Annotated in this window: 23 protein-coding genes; 14 read left to right on the top strand and 9 right to left on the bottom strand. The window is 38.7% G+C overall.

What is annotated here, in order from left to right; all coding sequences use genetic code 11:
• Window positions 1-9: 9 nt before the first annotated feature.
• Together K0A91_RS06050 and K0A91_RS06055 are read right to left on the bottom strand one after the other, a co-directional pair.
• Window positions 10-1464, bottom strand: coding sequence for a hypothetical protein (locus K0A91_RS06050; protein WP_295008999.1), 1455 nt, complete (start codon window positions 1462-1464; stop codon window positions 10-12).
• Window positions 1465-1624: 160 nt separating this feature from the next.
• Window positions 1625-2416, bottom strand: a complete 792-nt coding sequence (locus K0A91_RS06055; RefSeq protein ID WP_295009001.1) for a TOBE domain-containing protein — start codon at window positions 2414-2416, stop codon at window positions 1625-1627.
• A gap of 193 nt (window positions 2417-2609) precedes the next feature.
• Here K0A91_RS06055 and pyrH point away from each other — a divergent pair, with 193 nt between their 5' ends.
• The 6 genes from pyrH (at window position 2610) to K0A91_RS06085 (ending at window position 9545) form a co-directional block, all read left to right on the top strand.
• A complete protein-coding gene (gene pyrH / locus K0A91_RS06060; protein ID WP_295009003.1) occupies window positions 2610-3323 on the top strand; it encodes a UMP kinase in 714 nt (237 codons plus the stop codon).
• A 134-nt stretch (window positions 3324-3457) separates the two neighbouring features.
• The gene (locus K0A91_RS06065) at window positions 3458-3673 is read left to right on the top strand and encodes a DNA-directed RNA polymerase subunit omega (RefSeq protein ID WP_295009005.1); all 216 of its coding nucleotides are present in this window, start codon (window positions 3458-3460) and stop codon (window positions 3671-3673) included.
• A 5-nt stretch (window positions 3674-3678) separates the two neighbouring features.
• Window positions 3679-5832 (top strand): RelA/SpoT family protein, encoded by a 2154-nt coding sequence (locus K0A91_RS06070; RefSeq protein ID WP_295009007.1) that lies wholly within the window; start codon window positions 3679-3681, stop codon window positions 5830-5832.
• Window positions 5833-5857: 25 nt separating this feature from the next.
• Complete coding sequence (tyrS, locus tag K0A91_RS06075; RefSeq protein ID WP_295009009.1) at window positions 5858-7057, top strand: tyrosine--tRNA ligase; 1200 nt, start codon at window positions 5858-5860, stop codon at window positions 7055-7057.
• Window positions 7057-8148: a nitronate monooxygenase gene (locus tag K0A91_RS06080; protein WP_295009011.1), complete on the top strand. Its 1092-nt coding sequence runs from the start codon at window positions 7057-7059 to the stop codon at window positions 8146-8148. The genes tyrS and K0A91_RS06080 overlap by 1 nt, the downstream gene beginning before the upstream one ends.
• An 8-nt stretch (window positions 8149-8156) precedes the next feature.
• On the top strand, window positions 8157-9545 hold the full coding sequence (locus K0A91_RS06085; RefSeq protein ID WP_295009013.1) for an N-acetylmuramoyl-L-alanine amidase: 1389 nt from the start codon (window positions 8157-8159) through the stop codon (window positions 9543-9545).
• Here K0A91_RS06085 and K0A91_RS06090 read toward each other — a convergent pair.
• From K0A91_RS06090 to K0A91_RS06100, 3 genes are read right to left on the bottom strand one after another with little or no spacing between them, the layout of a single operon-like run.
• Window positions 9542-10621, bottom strand: coding sequence for a phosphoesterase (locus K0A91_RS06090; RefSeq protein WP_295009015.1), 1080 nt, complete (start codon window positions 10619-10621; stop codon window positions 9542-9544). The two genes, K0A91_RS06085 and K0A91_RS06090, sit on opposite strands and share 4 nt — an antisense overlap.
• 1 nt (window position 10622) lies before the next feature.
• The gene (gene flhA / locus K0A91_RS06095; protein ID WP_295009017.1) at window positions 10623-12806 is read right to left on the bottom strand and encodes a flagellar biosynthesis protein FlhA; all 2184 of its coding nucleotides are present in this window, start codon (window positions 12804-12806) and stop codon (window positions 10623-10625) included.
• Window positions 12807-12810: 4 nt separating this feature from the next.
• Window positions 12811-13212, bottom strand: a complete 402-nt coding sequence (locus K0A91_RS06100; protein WP_295009019.1) for an Rrf2 family transcriptional regulator — start codon at window positions 13210-13212, stop codon at window positions 12811-12813.
• Between the two features lie 137 nt (window positions 13213-13349).
• Between K0A91_RS06100 and rpsO the strand changes: the two genes are divergently transcribed.
• Window positions 13350-13625, top strand: a complete 276-nt coding sequence (gene rpsO, locus K0A91_RS06105) for a 30S ribosomal protein S15 (protein ID WP_137012063.1) — start codon at window positions 13350-13352, stop codon at window positions 13623-13625.
• Between the two features lie 48 nt (window positions 13626-13673).
• Here rpsO and kdsB read toward each other — a convergent pair whose 3' ends face one another.
• Complete coding sequence (gene kdsB, locus K0A91_RS06110; RefSeq protein WP_295009021.1) at window positions 13674-14390, bottom strand: 3-deoxy-manno-octulosonate cytidylyltransferase; 717 nt, start codon at window positions 14388-14390, stop codon at window positions 13674-13676.
• Window positions 14391-14494: 104 nt separating this feature from the next.
• Between kdsB and K0A91_RS06115 the strand changes: the two genes are divergently transcribed.
• Genes K0A91_RS06115 through trpC form a run of 4 tightly spaced genes read left to right on the top strand, consistent with a single transcriptional unit; the run spans window position 14495 to window position 17644 of the window.
• A complete protein-coding gene (locus K0A91_RS06115) occupies window positions 14495-15190 on the top strand; it encodes a methyltransferase (RefSeq protein WP_295009023.1) in 696 nt (231 codons plus the stop codon).
• Window positions 15178-15558, top strand: a complete 381-nt coding sequence (locus tag K0A91_RS06120; protein WP_295009025.1) for a YkgJ family cysteine cluster protein — start codon at window positions 15178-15180, stop codon at window positions 15556-15558. Before K0A91_RS06115 ends, K0A91_RS06120 begins: the two co-directional genes overlap by 13 nt.
• The gene (locus K0A91_RS06125) at window positions 15551-16825 is read left to right on the top strand and encodes a hypothetical protein (protein WP_295009027.1); all 1275 of its coding nucleotides are present in this window, start codon (window positions 15551-15553) and stop codon (window positions 16823-16825) included. Before K0A91_RS06120 ends, K0A91_RS06125 begins: the two co-directional genes overlap by 8 nt.
• 18 nt (window positions 16826-16843) lie before the next feature.
• Complete coding sequence (trpC, locus tag K0A91_RS06130) at window positions 16844-17644, top strand: indole-3-glycerol phosphate synthase TrpC (protein ID WP_295009029.1); 801 nt, start codon at window positions 16844-16846, stop codon at window positions 17642-17644.
• Window positions 17645-17719: 75 nt separating this feature from the next.
• Here trpC and K0A91_RS06135 read toward each other — a convergent pair whose 3' ends face one another.
• Window positions 17720-18163: a GatB/YqeY domain-containing protein gene (locus tag K0A91_RS06135; protein WP_295009030.1), complete on the bottom strand. Its 444-nt coding sequence runs from the start codon at window positions 18161-18163 to the stop codon at window positions 17720-17722.
• Between the two features lie 78 nt (window positions 18164-18241).
• On the opposite strand from K0A91_RS06135, the gene flgH reads away from it, so the two are divergent.
• From flgH to K0A91_RS06150, 3 genes are read left to right on the top strand one after another with little or no spacing between them, the layout of a single operon-like run.
• Window positions 18242-18964, top strand: coding sequence for a flagellar basal body L-ring protein FlgH (gene flgH, locus K0A91_RS06140; RefSeq protein ID WP_295009033.1), 723 nt, complete (start codon window positions 18242-18244; stop codon window positions 18962-18964).
• Window positions 18909-20393 carry a hypothetical protein gene (locus K0A91_RS06145; RefSeq protein WP_295009034.1) on the top strand — a complete coding sequence of 495 codons (1485 nt, stop codon included), beginning with the start codon at window positions 18909-18911 and terminating at the stop codon, window positions 20391-20393. The genes flgH and K0A91_RS06145 overlap by 56 nt, the downstream gene beginning before the upstream one ends.
• Before the next feature lies 1 nt (window position 20394).
• Entirely contained in the window at window positions 20395-21615 is a 1221-nt protein-coding gene (locus K0A91_RS06150) for an EAL domain-containing protein (protein ID WP_295009037.1), read from the top strand.
• Between the two features lie 4 nt (window positions 21616-21619).
• On the opposite strand, the gene K0A91_RS06155 is transcribed toward K0A91_RS06150, so the two are convergent.
• Window positions 21620-23254, bottom strand: a complete 1635-nt coding sequence (locus K0A91_RS06155; RefSeq protein ID WP_295009039.1) for a SulP family inorganic anion transporter — start codon at window positions 23252-23254, stop codon at window positions 21620-21622.
• Window positions 23255-23270: 16 nt separating this feature from the next.
• A complete protein-coding gene (locus K0A91_RS06160; protein WP_295009057.1) occupies window positions 23271-25901 on the bottom strand; it encodes a valine--tRNA ligase in 2631 nt (876 codons plus the stop codon).
• Between the last annotated feature and the right edge of the window lie 118 nt (window positions 25902-26019).

The following is a 26019-nucleotide window of genomic DNA, read 5'->3' on the forward strand; positions in this document are numbered from 1 at the left end:
CTTTAATCCTTAAAATAGGTAGTTCAGCTCAAAACGAGCATCTAAACTATCCGCATCTACTTTATCAGTATCCGTGTAACCTAATCTTAAACGCCACTGTAGCTCTGGCATCATAGGCAAGTTTTGTACAAATCCTGCATAATAGAAGTTTTCATCAAACTGTCCTTTGTCCTCATCGGCGTCTGTGTGAAGAGCAGAGAGTTGCATATACACATCCTTGTAAACTCCTGTTTTATTTGGGTTTATAGTTAATTCGGCACGATAACTTTTTGTATTTGCTACCCAGTTGTATCTTGCCATAGAACGAGTGTAACCTGCTGTTGGAAATCCTCTCCATGGAGTTACTAAATCCGCTTCGTCAAACACCTTTGAATACCCGAGATTTAGTTTAAAAACATCATACGCAGCAACTAAACGAGCAGCTATCATTTGCGAATCAAGTGAGTTTGGGTCTTTGTATCCGGTTGGTGTTGCATCATAAGCCGCGCCTCCAATGTCACCTGCTCCGTTATCAAACTGTTTGATATAGCGAACACCCGGCGAGAGAGAAAAGCTACCCATGTTTATTTTGTAATTTGCCTCTGCCATTGTCTCAGATATAAGCTCAGGTACCGCGTAAAATGATGCGTCGAGTTTTAAATTTTCTATAGATGTATTATGAATATCTCCTGTTATTAAAGGGGCATCTTCTTTCCCGACAGCTTTTAATTTTGTATATGTCAAACCCTTATGCATTGCCGAATCATCATTTTGATCCCAAGACGGGTTTAAAGATGAAGAAGAGCTTGCATCACCGTATGCCAAAACTGAGTGCGTGTCTGTATGCGCACGGAGTTTTTCTTTTGCTAGATACGCAAGTTTAATCGGAGTTTTTGAAACAAGAGTTGTGTTAAAAACTATACCGTCAAAAGCGTTTGGTATCATTTTTGTATCGTTTGAAGCAGTATAAAAAGTTTCTACTAACTGACGACCAACTGTTATGCTACTTTTTTCTAAACCGCTATAGCGGATGTAAGCCTGCCCTAAAGCACTCATATTTTGATTTCCCGTATTGCTATAATCAAATCTACTAAGAACATCTTGCCCTGGTTTAGCAAATTTAATGTCGGCTTCTGATAAGTTTGTAAATCCATGACTATAGTAAAGAGCACCTCTAAAATCGAAGTCATTATAGATGGCACTTTGATACACTAATGAACCGCCCAAACCGCTTGTGTAGTGATCTTTTTGTTTGCTGTTTTCTTCTTCCCATTTGTACATAAATGTATTTGAGCGAAGTCTGCCGTAAAAAATCCCCTCTTTAAACATTTGCGAAAAATTATCAACTTGTTTAGGTTTTTGACTATAGACCAGTTGATAATTTGTTTTAAGTGCCTGTTTAGGAACTTCGTCATTTGCACTTGTTACGGTTGTTACAAGTAGTGCCGCCGCTATAACAGTGCTTAATCGAATTTTTGTTTTCAATCTGTTTTTCTTTTAATGTAATTTTAATTTGTTATACTTTTATCGCTTCTTCCAAAGCACTTGTCTTGCAGTTACCGCTGCAAGGCTTTTAATTCTCATCTCTCATTTGACCTCCAACTTTTAATTTTCGTAATATTAAAAAATCCATAGCGATGATTTTTTACCATCTGCCTAAGATAATGCTTTTTGGTTTACAAAAAGCGCTCACCTGCATCCCTTTTTTGAGATTTAATTTCTCAAGCAGCTCTGTTGGCATAATAGAACATACCGTGTTAGAGCCTTTTAGCTCAATGATAACCTCTGCATTTAAACTATCATGTTCTATTCGGATAATTTTCCCTATGAAACTGTTCATATCGTTTTTATCGGGTGAAAATTCATCATTTAAAATCAGAGCGTTTGCTTTAAAGAGCACATACAGCTCCATGCCTACATCAATTTCAAGAGTAGTTAACGAATCATTTGTGATGATTGCCGTTATATTCTCTTTGTTGTTAAGCTCAAGAGAGAGTATGCTCTCAACAGCTCCACTTTGAATAGTTAAAACTTTTGTCTTTAGCTGATTTCTTGCACTTATACGGATATCCATACTCTTTAAAAGATGGATATGTCCATTTTTTTCACTTACGCGCTTGGAGAGATTTTCTAAAAATTGCTGATGCTCTTCTTGAAGGATTTTGTAGGTGTCTATAAGCTCTTTTGCATATTCACTTAGATGTGTTCCGCCGCCGCCTTTGCCACCTTTAGAACTCGTAACAAGCGGAAATTCAGAGAGGTTATTCATGGCATCTACCGCATCCCATGCAGCTTTGTAGCTCATCTTCATGGATTTAGCCGCTTTTGTTATGGAACCCTCTTTTTGGATGTGTATTAAAAGTTCCATGCGACCTTGTCCAAGGAAGCTATGTTCTGATTTATTTATCCATAATCGTCCGTTAATACTGTTTGGCATGGTTTTCCTTAAATGTTAAAAGCGTAGTATATAAAAATATATAACGCTTGTCAATTATATTAAAAACTATACATGCAGGATTCAATCTGCCTGTATAGTTTTTTTAAAAGCAGTAAGAAGAATAGTTTATAAAACAAAGCAAAACAAAAGCCAATTTTAAGTACAATCTGCGTAATTTTAACAAAGGAAATGCATGGCTAAAAAGCGCGTATTAGTAAAGTTTTCAGGCGAAGCTCTTGCAGGTGAAGCGGGTTATGGAATTGATACAAAAATTCTAAATTACATCTCCCAAGAAATTAAATCTTTAGTAGAAGCGGAAATCGAAGTCGGTATAGTTATCGGCGGCGGTAACATCATCCGCGGGGTAACTGCGGCTCAGGACGGAATTATTAAAAGAACTTCCGGTGATTATATGGGAATGCTTGCAACTGTTATAAACGGTATAGCGATGCAAGAGGCTTGCGAACATGCAGGGCTTCAAGTTCGTATGCAGACGGCTATAAAGATGGAGCAGATTGCAGAGCCGTATATTAATCGCCGAGCGGTTCGTCATCTAGAAAAAGGGCGTGTTGTTATCTTTGCAGCCGGAACCGGAAATCCGTTTTTTACTACAGATACGGCAGCAACGCTTAGAGCAGTTGAAATAGGCGCAGAAGTTATTATAAAAGCTACAAAAGTTGACGGTGTTTATGATAAAGACCCAAATAAATTTAGTGACGCAATTAAACTCTCTGAGTTGTCTTACGAGCAGGCGCTCAGCGATAATATTAAAGTGATGGATGATACGTCAATTGCGTTGGCAAAGGACAATTCACTTCCTATTTTAATATGTGATATGTTTAAAAAAGGCAATCTTTTAGACATTATAGCAAACGGTAATATGCAAAATTGCTCAATAGTAAGGTAGTTTTTAAAAGGATTTAATTCTTTTGTGAGACTTATCTGGCACGAAAGTGTCAAACTTTAGTAGCCATGGCGGCTTTAGCGAAGTAAAAGGGAGTTGGTTCCTTTTATGGATTTATCAAAATAAAAAGGAAAGAAATGAAAGTAGAAGTACTAACAGCAAAAATTCTAGACAATAACCCAAATATGGACCGTTACCAGCTAGCAATAGCTGTTGCAAAGAGAACTGATGAGCTGTTAAATGGTGCGACAAGCAAACTAAATATTTCTAAAAAAATAAAAGCTGCTGATTTAGCTTTAATGGAAATTGCTGAGGGCCTTATAGTTATAAAAGGCTTTGCCGACAAGAAGTAGTCACTTTGAACCAGAGTCAAGTTGATATCCAAAAAATAAAACATATAGATAGCGTTGACTCTGCTACTGAGTACCTTTTTTCACAAATACCTTCAAGCGACACTCTGATAAATGCTCTAGAGTACTCCAAAAAAGCTCATGAAAAGCAGTTTAGAAAGAGTGGAGAGCCCTACATAATCCACCCAATACTGGTTGCTAGCATAGTATCCTCAATTACAAATGATGAGTCAATGGCGATAGCCGCACTTCTTCATGACGTTGTAGAGGATACACTGGTAAATATAGATGATATAAAATCGCTTTTTGGCACTGATGTCGCCCATCTGGTGGAGGGTCTTACAAAGATTGACACTATCAGGGATGCGGAACTAATCCCCTCTAGCTCAAATGAAAAATTGGTCATATCCGCACTCTCGTTTCGTAAAATGTTACTAGCGAGTATAAAAGATGTAAGAGTTTTGGTTGTAAAACTGTGTGACAGACTTCACAATATGTTAACCCTAGATTCACTATCGGTGTACAAACAGGAGCGGATAGCCGAAGAGACGCTTGTTGTTTACGCACCAATCGCACACAGGCTTGGTATCTCTTTTTTGAAAAATATATTAGAAGATTTAAGCTTCTCATACATTTTTAAAGAAGAGAAAAGAGAGATAGATTGGTATTTTGATACAAACTATCACGCCATTGAGATGAAGCTCGATGAGTTTAAAGAGTCCATAAATAAACTCTTGGTTCAAAACGGCTTTTGCGAAGATGATTTTGAGATACTCTCACGCGTAAAGCACAGATACTCTATATATCTTAAAATGCAGAGAAAAGGCGTAGGCATAGAGGAGGTGCTAGACCTTTTGGCAGTTAGGATTTTAACAAACGATGCCGTAAGGTGCTACAATATTTTAGGGCTAATTCATCTCCATTTTCAGCCGCTCTCATCGAGATTTAAAGACTATATTGCCGTGCCTAAAGATAACGGATACAGAACCATTCATACTACAGTTTTTTACAATACTGCAATATTTGAGGTGCAAATCAGAACGTATGATATGCATCAAACCGCAGAACTAGGAGTTGCTGCACACTGGAAATATAAGAGCGGCGGCAACGACAATATTAAGCTTGACTGGCTTCATAATCTGGGCTATCAAAATGAGTCTGTTGAAGATTTCTACGACCTTATTAAAAATGATCTATACAGCGAAGATATATCTGTTTTCTCCCCAAAAGGAGAGGTTTTCACACTACCGCGGGGCGCTGTTGTGCTTGATTTTGCCTACGCAGTCCATACGCAAGTCGGAAATCATGCAAAGTCTGCTCTTGTCAACAAAGCAAAAGCATCGCTAATAAGTGAGCTTCATAACGGAGATATCGTAAAAATAGAGCTTGACGAGAACAGTATAACGAGATGCAGCTGGATTGACGCCGTTAAGACTTCAAAAGCAAAAACAAATATGCGCTATATCTGCAATGCCAGAGTAAGAGAGATAGACTCAAAGTCGAGTATAAATATTGTAGCAACAGCTATGAAACTAAACAGCTCAAGGGTAGAAGAGTGGCTTGAAAAAAACTATAACGAAAAAATTGCTACTATCGCGACGGATATCGAGCATTTTCGCGAGATAATTTATAAATATACCGCCGAGATAAGCCAAAACAGCCGTTTTAGAAGTTTTCTCTCAAGACACAGGTTTAAGCTAAAGCAGTATAGCTTTAGAGGGCTTGAGATATTTAGCACCTTAGGTATCAATGATGTAGTGTTTGACTACTGCTGTCATCCAAAAAGCGGCGACGAAGTAATGGCATTTTTGGAAAAAGGGAAGGCTCATGTGCACCATAAGATGTGCAGCAGCGCTTCAAAAAAACTAGATGCAAAAGAACCTATGGTTTTTCTTAGATGGGAGAAGCTAAATATTTACAAATACAACATGATTGTCTCTCTTCACAGCGGAGTAGGAACACTGGCTGAATTTTTAATTTTTTTGGCAAAGTACAAAATAGATATAAATCTAATTGAGCTGGGAAAAAACAGAAGTGAATCAACACGCTATTGTGAGATAGGATTTGAGTCAAAAGAAGCAGATATTAACTCACTTCGTGTTAAAATCGAGCAAAAAGTAAAAGTGATACATCTTATTCGTACGGATGACGCATATAGATAGAAATTAAACAGGAAAATATAGAATTATGTTACAAGAAGCTTTAAAAGAGATAAAGAGAGGCGCTGCCGAGATAATAGACAATGAGAGAATTGAAAAACTGTTAAAAGCATACTTCGATAATAAAGAGACATACACGGTAAAAGTGGGTTTTGACCCAACAGCGCCTGATTTACATCTAGGACACACTGTATTGCTACAAAAATTGGCTATATTTCAAAAATATGGCGCAAAAATACAGTTTTTAATAGGCGATTTTACTGCTCAAATCGGTGACCCGACGGGCAAGAGCGCGACTAGAAAAACTTTGAGCGCATTTCAGATTCAAGAGAATGCTGCGAGCTACAAAGAGCAGGTTTTTAAAATTCTAGACCCGTTAAAAACTGAGGTTGTATTTAACTCAGAGTGGATAAATCCGCTTGGGGCTTCTGGAATGCTGACTCTTACTACTACGTTTAACGTTGCAAGAATGTTAGAGCGTGACGACTTTGACAAAAGATACAAAAGCGGTACTTCAATCTCTATAAGCGAGTTTATATATCCGCTTCTTCAGGGCTATGACAGCGTTCATCTCAAAAGTGACATTGAGATAGGCGGAACTGACCAGAAATTCAACCTTCTTATGGGAAGACATCTTCAAAGAGCGTATGAGACAGGAAAAGAGCAGGCTGTTTTAATGATGCCTATCTTAGAAGGTCTTGACGGCGTGCAAAAGATGAGCAAATCTCTAAATAACTATATCGGCGTAGCAGATGAGCCAAACGACATGTTTGGAAAAGTGCTGAGTATATCCGATGAGCTGATGTGGAGATATTATGAACTCTTAAGCGCAAAAACTCTTAGCGAAATTGAAGCATTAAAAAATGGCGTAGCTGATGGTTCTTTGCATCCAAAAAAAGTTAAAGAGGAGCTGGCTTTAGAAATTACTGCGAGATTTCACTCCGAGGTGCTGGCAAATGAGGCAAAAATGGAGTTTGACAGAGTACACTCAAACAATCAAATTCCTACAGAGATAGAGGAGTTTAGCTCTGATGGAGAGATTTCTATAACTAAAGCCCTTGTTGATTGCAATTTAGCGCCTTCAACTTCTCAGGCAAGAAGAGATATTAAGCAAGGTGCTGCTAAAATAAATCAAGAAAAGATTGACAACGAGCATCTACAGCTAAGAAGCGGGGAGTATATACTCCAAGTCGGAAAAAGAAAATTTGCAAAGCTAAAGGTGAGCTAATGAGCTACAAATCATTAAAAATTGGTAAATATATAATAGAGAAACCTATAGTTCAAGGTGGAATGGGTGTCGGTGTCAGTTGGGATCGGCTTGCCGGAAATGTTTCAAAAGAGGGTGGCTTAGGCGTAATAAGCGCAGTTGGAACCGGATACTATGAAAATAAAAAATATGCTTCAAAACTTGTGGCAGGCAGACCGCTTGATGCTCTTGGATTCTACTCAAAAGATGGTTTTGACGCGATTATAAAAAATGCCAGAAAAATCTGCGGCGATAAGCCGTTAGCGGCAAATATCCTCTATGCAATAAACGATTACCCAAGAGTAGTGCGAGACGCATGTGAGAGCGGTATAGATATTATTATTACTGGAGCAGGACTTCCTACAAATATGCCTGAGTTTACGGAAGGGTATCCTGATGTTGCGCTCGTTCCAATCGTATCATCTGCAAAAGCTCTGAAAATTATCTGCAAAAGATGGAAGCAGAGATATAACAGACTTCCTGATGCGGTAGTTCTTGAAGGGCCAAAAAGCGGCGGTCATCAAGGTTTTACATATGAGCAGTGCTCAATGCCTGAGAATCAGTTAGAAAACTTGGTTAGACCTGTTGTTGAAGAGGCGGCTTTGTGGGGAGATATTCCAGTAATCGCGGCAGGCGGCATTTGGGATAAGAGCGATATTGATGAGATAATGTTGCTGGGTGCCAGAGGTGTTCAGATGGGGACGCGTTTTATAGCAACGCACGAGTGTGATGCACATGAAAACTTTAAAAAAGTTCTCCTTGAGGCAAAAAAAGAGGATATTGGGCTATTCTCCTCTCCCGTTGGGTATCCTGCACAGGGGATAAAAACAAATTTAACGCTACTGGTTGAAAAAAGAGAAGGTCCGGCTATTAAATGTATCTCTAATTGTGTTGCCCCTTGTAATCGCGGTGAAGAGGCAAAAGAGGTAGGTTATTGTATTGCTGACAGACTTAGTGATGCTTATAACGGAAATCTCGAGACGGGACTCTTCTTCTCTGGTACAAACGGTTACAGAGTTGATAAAATAATCTCAGTAAAAGAGTTGATGAAAAAATTAGTAAACGGTGAATAATCCAAGAGATGATTAAACTCTTTTTATTCTCGCTCTTTTTATTTATTTCCGTAGAGGCGTATGCAGACACGGAGATGTTAAAAAGAGCGGACAGATACATGCAAAGCGGTACGCAAAGCGATACTTTTCGCGCCTACAATAACTATAAAAATCTATATCTTCGTTCAGTAATTAATGATGATACATTTTTAAAAATAGATGCATTAAAAGGGATTGTAAAGAGTGGAAACAAGCTAAGTATAGATGTTTCAAAATATTCAAGCGAACTCCAATCTCTCTCTCTAAAAGGCGGTTACAATCAGCCTGAGCCAAAGCCCATGAAAAAAACAAAGAAGATTGAAAATGTACATGTAGGAACTCTGCATAAACTAAAATCTGTTGAATGGAGAGAGGATACGCTGCTTTTAATCTTTGACAAAAAATTAAATTCGAAGCAGATTAAATATTTTACACTGCATGACAAAGCCAAAAAAAAATATAGATATGTATTTGATATAAAAACATCAATGCTTACAAGCTCGCAAAATATCAATAAAAACGGCATAAATAATGTAAAATTAGCACAGTTCACTCCTGATACATTAAGATTGGTTATTGAAAACAGCTCTAGTGTTGATGTAAGCCATATGTTAAACTCCGAAGCGCTGGAGATAAAATTAATTCCCTCCTCATATAAACCCGCCGAAGTTCTAGAGAAAGCTCTACCGCCAAGAAAAGACAGAGACAAAACGATTGTTATAGACCCAGGTCATGGAGGGAATGACCCAGGAGCAGTCGGGTATAAGAAATATAGAGAGAAAGTTGTTGTTTTTAATGTATCAAAAGAGCTCTCAAAAATTCTCAAATCCCGCGGATATAAAGTTTTTATGACAAGAGAGAGTGATAAATTTGTAAAGCTCAGAAAGAGAACGGAGTTTGCCAATGAGAAAAAAGCTGATATATTTATAAGCATACATGCAAATGCAGTTGCAAACGGCAATGCAAAAGATGTTCATGGGATAGAGTGCTATTTTCTCTCGCCGTCTCGTTCTGAGAGAGCTAAAAGAGCAGCGGCACAAGAGAACTCTGCGGATATGAGCGATATGAACATGTATGGAAAAGACAGCTACCTAAACCTTCTAAATCACCACAACATCTTGGCATCAAATAAACTCGCAATAGATTTGCAAAGAGGAATGTTGGGCTCTCTAAACAAAAAGTATAAAGATGTAAGAGACGGTGGTGTTAGAGAGGGACCTTTTTGGGTTTTAGTAGGAGCTCAAATGCCTTCAGTGTTGGTAGAGGTAGGGTTTATATCCCATCCAAAAGAGGCATTGCGTCTCGTAGATGATGAGTATATAAAAAATATGTCAAGAGGATTGGCTGACGGAATAGAGAGATATTTCGCCAATAACTAATTTTCTTTTTTATAATCCAAATCGCCTGCGACAGACTCTTTTTCATTTATAATCTTCTCTATCTGCTTCTTGACCAAATCGTATCTGTACTGCTCTTTAAATCCGTTGATGCGACCACCCGCAGCGTTTGGATGTCCGCCTCCGCCAGCCCACTCTTTTGAGATTAGTGAAACGCTTACTTTATTGTTTGCTCTAAGGCTTATGGTGCCTCTGTAGCTTACGTCAACTATAAAGTCATACTCGGGGTAGGTAAGCAAGAAGCCGTTTCCAATTATAGAGGTGTTTCCGACACCATAGCTTAAAAAGCCTCTGTAGCCTTTGTAGTAGATTGTTTTTTCATCCCTTGCTTCACCAAGCAGAGAGACTATAAACTTTGTGCTTAGGTTGTCAATAGTATCATTTTGCTCTTTTTTAAAAAAACTCTTCTTTATCATATGGATATTGTCATCTAAAACAACGGGCGCAAAAGGCATATCTATATACTTAGTCGCTTCAAGCAGCAGATAAATTTTATACATGTTGTCTGTTTTTGGAAACATTACTTTGTTGAGTTCCCTTGCTTCTGAGATAAGACGCATGCAGACTTTGCCGTACTCGAAATTATCATGTTCCTCCATCTTCCATAAATCAACTGCATTTACGATATTGACAAACTTCTCCATCCAAAGAGGCTCATCTAGTTTAAAATGCTCTTTTACATAGTCGTACGTAATTTTGGTAGCAGATCTTAAAGTGTCTAAATTGTACCACTCATATTTTGTGGCACTCTCTTCTCCGGTTCCGTGGTGGTCAAGAAGCAACAACGTAATATCTTTTTTGTTTTCGTTTAGTTTTAAAACTTCATTGTTTATCCATTTTGACTCATCGGCAGTCAAGTTAAGGTCTGTTATTAAAATTGTTGCACTTTTATTCTCTTGGCTTATGTTTTGTAAAATAAGCTCCAGCGTCTGTTTAACCTCTGCACCATAGTTTGCATTATAGTTTATTAATTTGTAGGGCGTATATTTCATGACAAGCTGGCAGCCATATCCGTCTAAATCGGTGTGTGAGAGATGGTGAACTATTTTGTTATTCATTTTATTCCTTAAAGTTGTTATTTATTGAGATTGAGCCCATTACTTCAAATGTGGCGCTAGAGTCTATCTCTGCATGCGATAACGTTACCACCTCAAGAGAGAATCGCTCAAATATCTCTGCTACGCCTCGGCGCAAGAGAGGGTCTACGATAATCACGACAGGAGAGACTCCTTTTTGAAGAAGTTCTGCTGCCTTTGCGCTTGTTGCTTGGATGAGGGCGTTAATCTCCGCAACACTCAACAGAAGATTTCTTGTGCCGTCTCTCTCTTGTGATTTTTCAAGAAGCAGCTGTTCAGATGCCGTATCAAATGTCAGTAATCTTATAACTCCATCGCTTCCTGAGTACATCTGGGTGATAATGCGGGAGAGTTTGGAACGCACCTGTTCTGTGATAATGTCGACGTTTTTGGTGTATTCGGAAATATCTGCAATAGTCTCAAGAATTGTGAGCATATCTTTAAGAGGTATCTTTTCATGCAGAAGAGCTTTAAGAACCCTTTGGATAAGTCCAATAGATGCGACTTTTTGAACATCATCGATAATAACAGGGAAGTCGGTTTTAATTTTTGTTACTAAAGTTTGAACCTCTTGACGGGTAAGAAGATCTTCAGCATTTTTCTTTACGAGTTCGCTCATATGTGTGGATATAACGGTAGCAGGATCTACAACCGTATAGCCGTTAATAATCGCATCCTCTTTAAGCTCAGGAGATATCCATATAGCATCAAGCCCAAAAGCAGGCTCTTTTGTAGGCTCTCCTTTTATTTCTCCGGTTGCCATACCGCTGTCCATTGCCAAAAATTTATCAGGCATAATCTTGCCCTCGCCAACCGCAATCCCTTTTAAGAGTATTTGGTATTGTTGGGGCTGCAGGTGCAGGTTGTCTCTGATACGCACCTGAGGCATTAAAAAGCCAAAGTCTGATGCTATTTTTCTTCTCATTGAGCGAATGCGCTCTAGCAAATCACCGCCTTGCGCGCTGTCTGCAAGGCGAATCAGCTGATAACCGAGGGTGAGTTCTAGCATCTCAACTTTTAGTATATCTTCAAGCGCACTCTCCTCCTCTTTTGCAATCTCTTCATTTGTTTTTGCAGGTCTTGAAGCAGCTTTTTCCTTTGCCTGAAGCTCTCTCTCTCTTGGTGACAGCATCCCCTCTATGTTAAGTATAGTAAGCTCGCCCTTTTCATATTTATAGACTGACCAGCCAAGAAGCGCAAACATAATCCCTACAAAGCCCATGGAGGCAGTTGGAAGACCAGGAACAAGAGCAAAAAGAATCATAATAAAACCTACAATCATCATGATTTTAGCATTGCCCATTATCTGGCTGATGGCGCCGTCTGCGAAGTTCTCCCCCTCTCCAGAAGAGCGGGTAATCATAATACCCGTAGCAGTTGATACTATAAGTGCGGGAATCTGTCCAACAAGACCATCACCTATTGTAAGAAGCGTAAATGTAGTAGCGCTGTCGCCTACGCTCATATCGTGCTGGAAAACGCCTATTAAAAATCCGCCGATAATGTTTATAAGAGTGATGATAATACCGGCAACCGCATCACCTTTGACAAATTTACTAGAACCGTCCATTGCTCCGTAAAAGTTGGCATCTTGAAGTATGTCTGCTCTTCTTTTTTTGGCCTCTGCATCATCTATAAGTCCAGCATTTAGGTCTGCGTCAACCGCCATCTGTTTTCCGGGCATTGAGTCGAGAGTAAAACGAGCTGCAACCTCTGCAACCCTCGTTGAACCTTTTGTGATAACCATAAAGTTAATAAGAACAAGAATAGAAAAAACGACAATACCGATGACGTAGTTTCCGCCGACTACAAAGTTACCGAAGCTCGTAATAATGTTACTTACCTCTTCGGGTCCCTCATGTCCATGGCTTAGAATCATTCTTGTTGTGGCAATATTTAGTGCAAGTCTAAAGAGCGTAAGAATAAGGATAAGCGTCGGAAAAGTGGTTAAGTCGGTAGGTTTTGGAACATAGAGCGATATTAAAAGAATCAACACGGCAAGAGCCATAGAGATTGTAAGCAAAACATCAAGTATGGAAGAAGGCAGAGGAACGATGATAATAGCCAGAATTGCCATTACGAAAACAACTACGCTTAAATCTTTTTGACCTAATAAAAAGTTTAAAGTCGTACCGATTTGCTGTCTTGTAGTTAGTTTTTTTGCCAAGTTTTTACTCTAAAATATCTGCTAAAGTTAAATCTGCTAAAAAAGAGTCTATTTTACCTTGTAGTTTATTTAGAAACGGCCAGAGAGAGCAGAGCGGTGCTTTGCCTGAAGGACATGAGTACATTGAGGGAGCGCAGTCGAAAACAGCCGGAGCCTTTCCCTCGACAGATGACATGACATCAAGCATGCTTATATCTTTTGGATCCAGTAAAAGAGAAAATCCGCCGTTTACGCCTTTGAATGACTTCAAGATGCCATGTTTAGCCATTGCTTGAAGAATTTTTGCTAGAAAACTTTTTGGAATAGAGAGCTGCTTTGAGAGCGTCTCGCTATCCATCGGAGAAGAGGCTTTTGATAAAACAATAAGTGAGAGTATCGCATACTCACTGGCACGAGTTATTAACATATTATTACTTTATTTTATTTTTCGTAAATTATATCAAAAGAAGTTGAAATTAAAGTAGAAATAGGATACTATTTCACTTCAACTTTATACACTGAATTTGTGTGGACTGTTAGATTATATACCTTTTGGAGGCCATTATGGCTTTAGATTCGGCTAAAAAACAAGAAATTGTTGCAAAATACGGTCGTGGTGAGAATGACACTGGTTCAAGTGAAGTTCAAATCGCATTATTAACAACTAGAATCAGTGAACTAACTGAGCACTTAAAAGTGTTCAAAAAAGATCATGCATCAAGACTTGGTCTTTTAAAATTAGTAGGACAGCGCCGCCGTCTTATGAAATATTTTAAAAGAAAAGACAAAGATGCTTATCTTAAACTTGTAGCAGATTTAGGTATTCGCGACAATATCTAAATCGTCTGAACGAAGCTTTTTTGCTTCGTTCATCCTTCTTTAAACTCTTTAGAGAAAAATCTCCACCGCTCTTTTTAAATCTTCCTCTGTATCTATACCAAAGCCTGTACTTGTTACTTTAACCATGCTTATCTTCTTTTGATGGTAGATTGCGCGAAGCTGTTCTAGTTTTTCAATATCTTCAATAGGCGCATCATTAAGATCGCAAAACTCTTTTAGACTTTTTTTACTAAAACCGTATATCCCTATGTGACCAAAATATTGTGCTCCGCCGCCTCTGTTGTAGGGAATAAGTGAGCGCGAAAAGTAGATGGCGTTATCTTCGTTGTCGAGTACTACTTTTACAAGGTTTGGGTCTTTTGCCGCTTCATCGTTTATGGAGTTGTAACAGCTTGCCATGATGAACTCTTCACCTTTTTGTTTTAGCTCTTGGAGTCTTTTAATAAGCTTTTCGACAACATCCGCCTCAATAAAAGGCTCATCTGCCTGAACGTTTATAACAATCTCATCATCAGGCAAATTCAGAATATTTGCACACTCATTGATGCGGTCAGTTCCGCTTTTGTGAGTTGTTGAGGTCATCATTACTTCGATATTGTATTTCTTACATGTAGAAACTATAAGCTCATCATCCGCCGCTACTACAACTCTGCCTAAGTGAGCTACTCTTTGAGCAGTTCTTACAACCATAGGCAGACCTCCGATATCTGCAACTACTTTTTGTGGAAACCTTGTTGAAGCAAGTCTAGCCGGAATAATTATCATTTAATGCCTTTTCAACCGATCTTACACATTATAATGTCATTTAGCATATAGTGTGTAAGGTCAGTTTTGATATAATCGCGAAATTATACTCTAAAAGGTTTTGTATGCTTCTTTATCAGCCTCAAGATGGGTATTGCTACAACAGTGATTCCGTTTTTTTGTATGATTTTATAAACTCTTTTAAACCTAGCGGAAAAGTTTTGGATGTTGGTGCTGGGTGCGGCATAGTCGGACTTTTGGTCGCACGAGACAATAAAAAAGTAGAGCTTGAAGCAGTCGAGAAGCAGGATGCTTTTGTAGAGTATGCAACGATTAATGCAAGAGTTAATAAAATAGATTATAAAATTCATAAAAAAGATTTTTTAGAGCTTGAAGAAGATGTTAAGTATGACTATATAATCTCAAATCCTCCTTTTTACCATGACGGCGTAACAAAGAGCGAAAATGAGATGTTGTTTAATGCTAGGTATAATGTCAATTTACCGTTGGATAAATTTTTTAAAAAGGTCTCAAGGCTCTTAAAACCGAGGTCACATTTTATCTTCTGCTACGACGCATCTCAGTTTGGACTCATCTGCGCAGAGCTCCATAGAGTAAAGATGAGGGTTGTTGACGTTCAGTTTATTCATCCAAAAATAGACAGGGTGGCATCGCTGGTTATGGTGCACGCAAAAAACGGCTCAAAGTCTCTTATGAAAGCGTGGCCGCCGTTTATCAGTTTTGACGGGGAAGAGTTTTCAAAAGAGGCTCAAAATATATATAAAAAAGCACGGACACAAAGCATAAAATGTCAAATATAATTAAAAAAGACGGATATAGCTACTCTTTTGATGCTAACGCGTGTTCTACGTGTCAGGCAAGGTGCTGCACAGGAGAGAGCGGATATATACATGTAAATAGTCGCGAAATAGAGGATATCTCTAAATTATTGGGACTTAGTATTGAAGAATTTACGCAAAACTACCTTTTTAAAAACGGTTACAAATACTCGATAAGAGAGAGAAAATTCGGTGATAGCTACGAGTGCGCTTTTTATAACAGAGAGACAAACGGTTGTGCTGTTTATGAAGCACGACCTATGCAGTGCAGAACTTTTCCGTTTTGGGACTATTTTAAAAACAGAGTCGATGAGTTAAAACTTGAGTGTCCAGGAGTTATTGATGCGTAATACGGCAGGATTTCTATTTATAGCGCTTACACTAATCATCTTTGGCGGTTGTGCGGCAACTCAGCCATCACCTCAAAAAGGGTATGAAAAAGCTTTTGAGCATGAGGACTTATATATACTCTCAGCACTCTATCTCGAAGATATTGGTGATTATGAAAACTCATCAAGTCTCTTTAATACTCTCTATAAAGAGTCAAAGAAAAGAGAGTATCTCTACCGCTCACTGAAAAACAATCTTGCAGCTAAGGAGAATGAGAAAGCAATCAAAAGGGTTGATGAGATTGCAGGAGAGAGCGTAGAGGATTTTGAGCTTGCAAGAATTAAAATAGTTGCGCTGATGAGAGCAGATAGATTAGCTGAAGCAAAAGAGCTTGCAATGAGACTTGTAAAGAGCTCAAAGAGTGTTGATGATTACCTTTTGGTAAGCGAGATATATGTAAAGCTTAAAGAGTACGACAGCGCATTAAAGTACCTAGAAGGTGCATATGTCAAAGATTATAATGAAAAAATCCTAGAGAAGATGGCTATCATTTTATACGTCAACTTAGAGAGAAAAAAAGATGCAATAGCACAGCTTGAGTCACATTCTAGGATTAACGGATGTTCTGCTTCTGTATGTAATAAGCTTATTGGATTTTACAGCAATGACAACAATATTGAGGGGCTTCTCTCTACCTATTTAAGACTTTATAAAATAGACCCAAGCAGAGATACCGCAAATAAAATAGTTCAAATATACGGTTATAAAAAAGATTATCCAAAGATGACTCAGTTTTTAGAAGAGAGCAGTAGTGACAACGAGCTGTTATTGCAACTCTATATTCAGGCTAAAGATTATAAAAAAGCTGCTCTTAAGGCAAAAGAGCTTTATGACGAGAGCGTAGAAATCTCATTCCTTGGACAGAGCGCTATTTTTGAGTACGAGAGCAGTGAAGACAAAAATGACAAAGCTATGCAAAAAAGAGTAATAGCAAAACTTCAAGAGGTTATCGCGCTAAAGAGAGAAGGGATGTATCTAAATTATCTCGGATATCTTCTGATAGACCATGAGATAGATGTTAAAAAAGGGATAGAGTATGTGAAAGAGGCTCTAAAAATCGAGCCTGACTCTATCTACTATCTTGATTCTCTTGCATGGGGATATTATAAATTCGGTAACTGCAAAAAAGCGGCAAATATTATGAAAAAAATTGAAAATATGGATGGAAGCGACAATGAAGAGGTCATTAAGCATATTGAAGCTATCAAGAAGTGTAATAAAAAATAAAAAGGGCAGTAAAAAAGAATGATTTTAGATGAAATAATCAAAAAAACAAAAGAAGATTTGGTAAAAAGAGAAAAAGAGTTTTCGCTTGATTGGCTTGGACGCTCACTCGCTTTTAACGCACGCGCTCCAAGAGATGTGTTTCCATATTTGACAGCTACACCAGAGAACCCGTACAGAATTATTGCCGAGGTAAAAAAAGCCTCTCCATCAAGAGGCGTAATTCGTGAAGATTTTGACCCCGTAGCAATAGCGCAAAGTTATGAGCGAGGCGGCGCAAGTGCTATCTCCGTACTTACGGAGCCTCATTTTTTTCAAGGAAATCTTGATTATCTTGGACAGATTAGAAGATATGTGAGCATCCCGCTTCTTAGAAAAGATTTTATAATCTCTAAATATCAGATTTTAGAGGCAATGGTTCACGGTGCCGACTTTATACTTCTTATCGCAGCGGCTCTTAGCAAAGGTGAGTTAAAAGAGCTTTTGGGCTATACAAGACACCTCGGCATGGAGGCACTTGTTGAGGTGCATGACAAGAGTGACTTGGTAAAAGCCATTTATGCCCGAAGCGATATTATCGGAATAAATCACAGAAATCTTCAAACTTTTGAGATGAATATGAATCTATCTTACGAGCTTATTCCCATGATACCAAACGGGAAAATAATCGTTGCAGAGAGCGGAATATACGAGCATGGACAGTTGGAAGATTTGTCAAAGGCCGGGGTAGATGCTTTCTTGGTCGGCGAATCGCTAATGAAACAAGATGATGAAGAAGCAGCGCTTAGAAATTTGAAATATGGAAAAAATAAAAACGCCTAAAAAGAGGCGAATGCCTCGCAGCGCGCTTAGAAAACTAAAGTTTGGGCAATTTAAAAACCAAACTCTAGTGTTGATTTAAGAGAGCAGAGTTTTAGCAAACTCGTTAATTCTTTTGCCATCTGCTTTGCCTGAGAGCTCTTTACTTGCCACTCCCATAACTTTTCCGATATCTCTTATGGTTGTTGCTCCGACTTTTGCAATAATCTCTTTTAGTGCAAAGCTCAGCTCATCATTACTGAGTTGTGCCGGTAGATACTCTTTGTAGTAAGCTATCTCGTCAAGCTCTATCTGGAGGAGATCATCGCGTCCTGCATCTCTGTATTGTGTAGCAGCATCATCTCTTCTTTTAACCTGGGATTGTATGATTTTTATAACATCCTCATCGCTAAGCTCTTTGCGTTCATCTACCTCTATCTGTTTAAAAGCGCTCATAAGCAGTCTTAACGCATCTCTTTTTTTGCTATCTTTTGCTTTCATAGCATTTTTTACGTCTTCGTTTATTCTATCTCTTAAACTCATTTTGTTGCCTTTTTTCTTTGGAACTATTATTGCTACAATTATATCTAAATAAAGAGAGATAACTCTAAAGAGATGATAATGATAAAAAGTTTATTAATGTGTTTGATGCCTATTTATGCTATACTTTTTCTTTCTGGATGTACGGCGAAACTAACAGATCCAGAGATTGACTTTGAACCTCCTGCGTATGTTGAACAGATGCCCTCACGTGAAGACAACAGAGATTTTACGTCGGTCGGAAGTGTTTTTGGGCAAGGGGATAATCCTCTCTTTTCAGATCATAAAGCAATGCATGTAAATGATATAGTAACGGTTGTTATCTCTGAAAATGCACAGAGTTCAAGCAGCGGGTCAAAACAGTTAAGCGAGAGTGACTCCATGAGTCTTGGCGGCGGAACATTTGCTTCTGCCGGTAATAATTCGGCTGTAAATTCAGCTGTTTCAAAACTAAACGGTATAGCAAATCTCGGTTTTGCAAGCAGCTCAGATAGTGCCTATAAAGGGCAGGGAAGCGCTAAAAAAGACGCCTCTTTTACAACTACCGTATCAGCTAGAATAGTTAAAGTTTTACAAAACGGAAACTATTTTATCTCCGGCAAAAGAGAGATACTTGTTGATAACCAGAAGCAGATTATACAGATAGGCGGGGTTATCCGTCCGTACGATATAGACCAGGGCAACAGAATAAACTCTTCACAGATAAGTGAAGCAAAAATTCTTTACAAAACAGAAGGAGACGTTGATCGTGCAATGGAACAAGGTTGGGGAACAAAAATTATTCAGGCTGTTTGGCCGTTTTAGTATAATTCTATTAGTTGGTTTTTCAACGCTTGGTGCAGAGCAAAGTTTCAAAGATTTCAAAAGGTCTCAATCAGACTCATTTAAGAGTTATAAAGATGTGAGAGACAACGCCTTTAACAACTACCTTATACAGGAGTGGGCGGCGTATAGCGCTTATAAATCCGAACCTCTTTATGAAAAGCCAAAGCCGCTTGAGATAGAAGTGGCAAAGCCAGAGATACTGAATCCTGTCGGTCCAAAAGTAAACATAAAAATAAAAGAAGAGCCCGAAAAAGAGTCATTGCCTGAAATAGCGCAAAAAGAACAAGAGAGAGTGATTCCGCTAGAAGAGAAAAAGCCTACAGATATCTATTTTGATTTTTTCGGTACAAGGTTGGAGTTTGATATTCCCTCTGGCATAAAAAATGCAAACTACTATCCTCAGACTCAAGCGGGTGTGGCAAATTTTTTTGGCAGTGCGGCCTCAAGCGACTATGAGCCTCTGCTTTTAGAGATAAAAAGAATTTCGCAAAAAATGAACCTTAATGATTGGGGTATCTATTTGCTTGTTTCAAAAATTTCAAATATGACATATTCAGACCAGGAAAATTCAAAACTTCTCAGCTGGTTTATCTTTAACAAGTTGGGCTACGCGGTAAAAATTGGTTTGCAAAACAGACATGTAGTTTTGATGCACCACTCAAAAAAAACAATATACTCTACTCCAAACTATGATTTTAATAATAAAAAATATTACGTAATAGCAAATTATGCAAAAGGGAGCCCCGGAAGAATTTTCTCTTACAAGCAGGATTATCCCGGTTCCACAAAAGAGCTTGACCTATCTTTAAAAACTCTTCCAAATCTTGAAGCCGATATAAAGAATAAGAGTCTAAGCTTTTCTTATTTTGGACAGGAGTACGATATAGAGTTTTCTTACAATAAAAATCTTATAGACTTTATGGCTTCATACCCTCAGGCAGATTACGAGACATTTTTCAATGCACCTATTGATGATATAACATACAGAGATTTGGCAAAATCACTAAAGAGACATATTGATGGAAAAAAAGCCAGTGAAGCGATGAATTTTGTGCTTAATTTCGTTCAAAAATCGTTTGTATACGAGCAGGATAATCAGCAGTTTGGCAGAGAGAAGGTCATGTTTGCGCAAGAGACTCTCTATTTTGATAAATCAGACTGTGAAGATAGGGCGGTGCTCTTTTCATACCTGATAAAAGAGCTTTTTGGAGTAAGTGTCCTTGGCGTAAAATACGAAGACCATATGGCTACGGCAGTTTATGTTCCTATTGAGGGAGATAAAGTAATGGTACAATCAAAGAAATTCGTTATCGCAGATCCTACATATATAAACGCCACTATCGGCATGAGTATGCCTAAGTATAAGTCGATAAAGCCTCAGAGCTATATCGTTGTAAGAGAAAATTAGTATGGGCAATCTATACGATTCGCTTACAAACACCCAGAATAGATTTGCTCTGATGAAATACCTCCAAAATTTGGAGCATGCAAATATTTTTTTGATAGATATAGATAATTTTAACAATATAAACAACGCTTACGGATTTGAGATAGGCGATATGGCTTTGGTTGAGATAGCAAGACTGATAGGTATAGCAAAGCCCTCAATCTCGAAGCTTTTCAGGTTGAACTCAGATGAGTTTGTAGTTGTATGTTTGGATGCCATGAGCTCAAAGAGACTTGCAGAAACGGCAAGCTCCATGATATCTTTTTTTGACCAGAGTGAAATAGCGCTCACAGATGAAATAGATTTGAAAGTATCTATCAGTATAGGCATAGCGATTGGCAGTGGCACCGAAACGCTTAATCATGCAAGAACGGCAATAAAAGAGTTAAGAGAGCATAGAAGATCATCTTATAAAATGTATGACCCAAACTCTGAATTTATAAAAAAACAGCAGGAGAATATCTACTGGATACACAAAATAAAAGATGCTTTTGAAAAAGAGCATCTTGTCACATACTACCAGCCTATTTATAACAATAAAACAAAAAAAATTGAGAAGTATGAGTGCCTAATCAGAATATTTGACAATGGAATACTTACCCCTCCTGTCAGATTTATGGAGGCTTCAAAATTAACTGGTACGCTTTCTCTTGTTACAAAAAGTGTAATAGAGCAGAGTTTTAAAAAATTCAGCAGTACTGATTATGAGTTTTCAATAAACATAACAAGCACTGATTTGTATCTTGATTATTTAGAAGAGCAGCTTTTGAAATGTGCAAAAAAATATGGCATAAAACCCTCTAGGGTCTCCTTGGAGATGCTTGAGAATATAGACACGCTTAACACGCCTGAGATACTTGCTCAGCTTAATTCACTAAGATATCACGGTTTTAAGATATCGATAGATGATTTTGGCTCAGAGAGCTCAAATTTCTCCAGACTTTTAGAGTTTTCACCCGATTATATAAAAATTGACGGCTCCTTTATAAAAAATATTTTAACCGATAAAAATAGTTTAATTATTGTAGAAGCTTTGGTTTTGTTATGCAAAAAGAGCAGTATCAAATTGATTGCAGAGTTTGTTCATAGTGCTGATGTGCAGGCAAAAGTAGAGGAGCTTGGTGTTGACTACTCCCAAGGATACCATTTTGGCGAGCCGAGAGAGTATTTGGTGAGTGTTTAAATCTTTAGTTAATTATCGTTTTTGAATGTTTTAACGCTTTGTCAAATGAGTCAAGTATATTCTCATCTCCGATTAGTGACGTTATGCCATGCTTTTTTAAATCTTGCAAAACAGAGTTTTCGACTCCGGAGAGCACTATCATAACATTTGATTTCTGCAATGTTTTAATCATCTCTTCAAGGTTGTGAAGTGCGGTAGAGTCCACAAAAGGAACATGGCGCATGCGGATGATTAGTAATTTGCTCTTAAGACCTATCTCTTTTATCACTTCCGAGTACTGTTTTGCAGAAGCAAAAAAGAGCGGACCGCTAATTTCGTATATGGAGACACCCTCAGGTAAATCAGAGTAATCCTCAAGCAAGTCGCCATCAACATGACTTGGAGTTTTTATGCCGATATCTGCCATTCTTTTCATAAATAGAAGTGATGAGAGAACAATCCCGATTTCTATTGCTACGGTCAAATCTATAAACACGGTAAGCAAAAAGGTACTTAGCAGAACTATAATGTCAAAAGGAGAGCCTTTTAAAATCGAGATAAAAGAGCGCCATTCGCTCATATTATAAGCAACGATAATCAAAATTCCTGCCAAACATGCCATTGGAATTAGTTTTGCATAACTTGCAAAAAAGAACATGATAAGCAACAGGGTTAGAGCGTGAACAATTCCGGCTATCGGGGTTCTTCCGCCGTTTTTTACATTTGTAGCAGTTCTTGCAATTGCTCCCGTTGCCGCTATGCCGCCAAATATCGGAGTAACTATATTTGCTATTCCCTGAGCTATAAGTTCCGTATTTGAGCGGTGGTTACCGCTTATCATTCCATCTGCCACAACGGCAGAAAGAAGAGACTCTACTCCTCCAAGCAGTGCTATAGTTAGGGCAGGGGCAATGTAAATGTATAGGTTATTCATCTCAATGTTGGGTAGCGAAAAATTAAAAGTATTTGGGATTTCGCCGAAAAATGACTCAATTGTCGTTATCGGAATATCCATAAGCTGAACAATAAGGGTGATAAAAACAATAGCAACAAAGGAACCCGGAACTTTAGCTGTTATCTTTTTTGAATATATTGTTATAAGTATTGTGGCAACTGTGATAGCAACAGCATAAATATTGGCTTCGCCTAGGTTTGAAAAATAAACAATCCATTTTTCATAAAATTCGGAAGGCAGTTTTTCGATAGGCAGACCAAAAGCATCTTTTATCTGTGTTGAAAAGATAACTACCGCGATACCGCTTGTAAAGCCTACGATAAGCGGATGCGGAAAGTATTTGAGAAGATCGCCAAGACGCAAAAGCCCAAAGAGTATGAGAATAACTCCCGCCATCATGGTAGAGATAATGAGCCCGTCAATTCCGTATTCTTGAACAATCGCGTATATTATTACGATAAATGCTCCTGTAGGTCCGCCGATTTGAACTCTGCTCCCGCCAAGAAACGAGATAATAAAACCTGCAACTACGGCAGTAATCAGTCCTTTTTCAGGAGAGACACCGGAGGCTACGGCAAATGCAATGGCTAGAGGAAGTGCAACAATGCCGACAACGATACCTGCAAAGATGTCGGAGATAAGCTGTTCTTTGCTTATCCCAGACTTTAGAAGTGTAAGAAGTTTAGGTTGAAAAAGTTCACCCATTTTATTTTTCCTTATTTTAGTTTTGCAGTGAGTGAAGCTGCTCTTTTACTTTGTTTCGTTTATCTTTTGCATCCGCTAAAAGCTCTCTGTTTTTTGCCAAAACATCTTCCGGTGCATTTGCAACAAAACGTTCATTGCTCAACATACCGCCCAGCTTATCAATCTCTTTTTGAAGCTTTTCGTCCTGTTTGCTCAAACGTCCTATAATTGGTGCGAGGTCAATGCTCTGTGTCGGGATAAAAGTCTCACATTTTTGAGAGATGTCGCTTATTGCATTTTCTATTTTTACGTCCGTAAACTCCACGCTCTCAACCTTTGCAAGTCTTGAAATAAACGGCTTCATTGACTCCTTCTCTTCCTCAGAAATCCCGTCTATTTTGACATAAGCTTTCTCAATCTTCTGGTTTGCTAAATCAACTAAAACTTTTGCACGACGGATAGAGATAATTGCATCCATAATAAGCTCAAATTTTGCTTCGTCTTTTTCACGTTTTTTAATTTTAAACGGATATTTCATAAGCATAATGGAGTCACCGCTCTCTAGATTTGTGCCTGAGAGCTCATGGTATAGATACTCTGTGATGAAAGGCATAAACGGATGCAGAAGCTTCATAGCCTCTTTGAAAATCGCTCCAAGCTCTACAATCGCACCTTTGTCAGCTTTGCTAAGTTCAATTCCCCAGTCGCAGAACTCATTCCATAAAAAGCGGTATAGCACAGTTGCAGCGTCGTTAAATCTGTACTCATCCATGCATGCGCGAACTTCAAGCGTAGCCATGTTTAGACGGGATAACATGTATCTTCCAAGGTCGCTCTCAACACAAAAACCTTTTAAATCAGGAAATGTGTCTACGTTCATTTGAAGGAATTTTGCCGCGTTGTAGAGCTTGTTTGTAAAGTTGCGGTTCTGCTCCAGCTTATCCGTACTCATTCTTATGTCACGACCTTGCGCTGCACTGATAGCAAGAGTAAAACGCAGAATGTCCGCACTGTACTTCTCTGTCATGTCAAGCGGGTCGATAACATTGCCTTTTGATTTGCTCATCTTCTGTCCATGCTCATCGCGAACAAGCGCATGAAGGTAGATGTGGTTAAATGGCAGCTCGCCGATAAAACTCTCGCCCATCATCATCATTCTCGCTACCCAGAAAAAGAGTATGTCAAAGCCCGTAATAAGAAGCGAGTTCGGATAAAAATCTTTCATATCCTGTGAGCTGAAAAGTTTGTCCATATCAACATCGCCGTTACCCCAGCCAAGAGTTGAAAAGGGCCATAGCGCAGAGCTGAACCAAGTATCTAGCACATCAGGGTCTTGAGCTATATTTTTTGAAGCGCACTTTGGACACTCATGCTCAACATCTTTTAAACTCGCCCACTCATGGTCGCAATCCCCGCAGTAAAAAACAGGGATCTGATGCCCCCACCAAAGCTGACGCGAAATACACCAGTCTCTTAAATCCCCCATCCATGAGTTGTAGGAGTTTATCCAGTGAGGCGGGAAAAATTTCGCTTCGCCGTTGTTTGTTTTTTCTATTGATTTTTTAGCAACTTCGCTTCTTACAAACCACTGTTTTGAGATGTATGGTTCAACGATATTTTTACATCTGTAGCAGTGCCCGACCTGATGTTTATGCTCTTCAATCTTTACGACAAAGCCCTCGGATTCAAGTTTTTTCACGATTATCTCTCTTGCTTCAAGACGCTCTAACCCTTGAAACTCTCCGGCATATTCGTTTAAAATACCTTTCTCATCAAACACGGTGATAAACTCTAAATCATGTCTTTTACCTACTTCATAGTCGTTTTGATCATGTGCGGGAGTTACCTTAACCACGCCTGTTCCAAACTCCATATCCACATGTTCATCGGCGATAATTGCGACTTCTCTCTCGGTCAGAGGGAGTCTTATCTTTTTACCGATGATATCTTTGTATCTGGCATCGTCGGGATGCACCATGACCGCAGTATCACCGAAGTATGTCTCAGGTCTTGTAGTTGCAACTTCCACAAAACCGCTTCCATCAGCAAAAGGATACTTTATGTGGTAAAATTTTCCGTCATGGTCTTCATGCTCGACTTCAATATCGCTAAGTGCGCCGTCATGCGTACACCAGTTAACCATGTAGTTTCCGCGAACTATAAGTCCTTGGTTGTAGAGATGTACAAACGCCTCTTTTACGGACTTTTGGAGCCCCTCATCCATAGTGAAACGCTCACGTTTCCATGCGGGAGAGACGCCCATTTTGCGAAGTTGAGAAGTCATTATCCCCGCAGACTCCTCTTTCCAAGCCCACGCACGTTTTAAAAACTCCTCTCTGCCTATCTCTTCTTTAGTCGTCCCCAGTGCAAGAAGCTGCTTCTCCACAACGTTTTGAGTAGCAATTCCTGCGTGGTCCGTTCCCGGCTGCCAAAGAGTTTTGTATCCATCCATACGTTTGTAGCGAGTGATAATATCTTGAAGCGTAAAAGTCAGTGCATGACCTATATGAAGACGACCTGTGACATTTGGAGGAGGCATCATTATGGAGAAGTTTTTGCCCTCCTCTTGGATGGAGCTGTTCGCATCTACTTCAAAGTAGCCTCGCTCTTCCCAAATTTTATAAAAGTTACTCTCGGTAAGTTGTGGCTCGTAGCTGTTTGATGACATGTAATTGACCTTAAATCGCATAAATAATTTCTCGATTATATCTCAACTGTAGTGAGGATATGCTTATACGAGGTATTCTAATTTGATTATTGTTTTTAAAGATTGTTTTTATAATTTC

Source organism: Sulfurimonas sp. (assembly GCF_019429335.1).
Classification (GTDB): Bacteria; Campylobacterota; Campylobacteria; order Campylobacterales; family Sulfurimonadaceae; genus Sulfurimonas.

What these genes read in the sequence shown, in the direction of transcription:
- K0A91_RS06055 (WP_295009001.1), bottom strand. Translation starts at nt 2,416, where the DNA reads ATGCCAAACAGTATTAACGGACGATTATGGATAAATAAATCAGAACAT.
- pyrH (WP_295009003.1), top strand. Translation starts at nt 2,610, where the DNA reads ATGGCTAAAAAGCGCGTATTAGTAAAGTTTTCAGGCGAAGCTCTTGCA.
- K0A91_RS06065 (WP_295009005.1), top strand. Translation starts at nt 3,458, where the DNA reads ATGAAAGTAGAAGTACTAACAGCAAAAATTCTAGACAATAACCCAAAT.
- tyrS (WP_295009009.1), top strand. Translation starts at nt 5,858, where the DNA reads ATGTTACAAGAAGCTTTAAAAGAGATAAAGAGAGGCGCTGCCGAGATA.
- K0A91_RS06080 (WP_295009011.1), top strand. Translation starts at nt 7,057, where the DNA reads ATGAGCTACAAATCATTAAAAATTGGTAAATATATAATAGAGAAACCT.
- K0A91_RS06085 (WP_295009013.1), top strand. Translation starts at nt 8,157, where the DNA reads ATGATTAAACTCTTTTTATTCTCGCTCTTTTTATTTATTTCCGTAGAG.
- K0A91_RS06090 (WP_295009015.1), bottom strand. Translation starts at nt 10,621, where the DNA reads ATGAATAACAAAATAGTTCACCATCTCTCACACACCGATTTAGACGGA.
- K0A91_RS06100 (WP_295009019.1), bottom strand. Translation starts at nt 13,212, where the DNA reads ATGTTAATAACTCGTGCCAGTGAGTATGCGATACTCTCACTTATTGTT.
- rpsO (WP_137012063.1), top strand. Translation starts at nt 13,350, where the DNA reads ATGGCTTTAGATTCGGCTAAAAAACAAGAAATTGTTGCAAAATACGGT.
- kdsB (WP_295009021.1), bottom strand. Translation starts at nt 14,390, where the DNA reads ATGATAATTATTCCGGCTAGACTTGCTTCAACAAGGTTTCCACAAAAA.
- K0A91_RS06115 (WP_295009023.1), top strand. Translation starts at nt 14,495, where the DNA reads ATGCTTCTTTATCAGCCTCAAGATGGGTATTGCTACAACAGTGATTCC.
- K0A91_RS06120 (WP_295009025.1), top strand. Translation starts at nt 15,178, where the DNA reads ATGTCAAATATAATTAAAAAAGACGGATATAGCTACTCTTTTGATGCT.
- K0A91_RS06125 (WP_295009027.1), top strand. Translation starts at nt 15,551, where the DNA reads ATGCGTAATACGGCAGGATTTCTATTTATAGCGCTTACACTAATCATC.
- trpC (WP_295009029.1), top strand. Translation starts at nt 16,844, where the DNA reads ATGATTTTAGATGAAATAATCAAAAAAACAAAAGAAGATTTGGTAAAA.
- K0A91_RS06135 (WP_295009030.1), bottom strand. Translation starts at nt 18,163, where the DNA reads ATGAGTTTAAGAGATAGAATAAACGAAGACGTAAAAAATGCTATGAAA.
- flgH (WP_295009033.1), top strand. Translation starts at nt 18,242, where the DNA reads ATGATAAAAAGTTTATTAATGTGTTTGATGCCTATTTATGCTATACTT.
- K0A91_RS06150 (WP_295009037.1), top strand. Translation starts at nt 20,395, where the DNA reads ATGGGCAATCTATACGATTCGCTTACAAACACCCAGAATAGATTTGCT.
- K0A91_RS06155 (WP_295009039.1), bottom strand. Translation starts at nt 23,254, where the DNA reads ATGGGTGAACTTTTTCAACCTAAACTTCTTACACTTCTAAAGTCTGGG.
- K0A91_RS06160 (WP_295009057.1), bottom strand. Translation starts at nt 25,901, where the DNA reads ATGTCATCAAACAGCTACGAGCCACAACTTACCGAGAGTAACTTTTAT.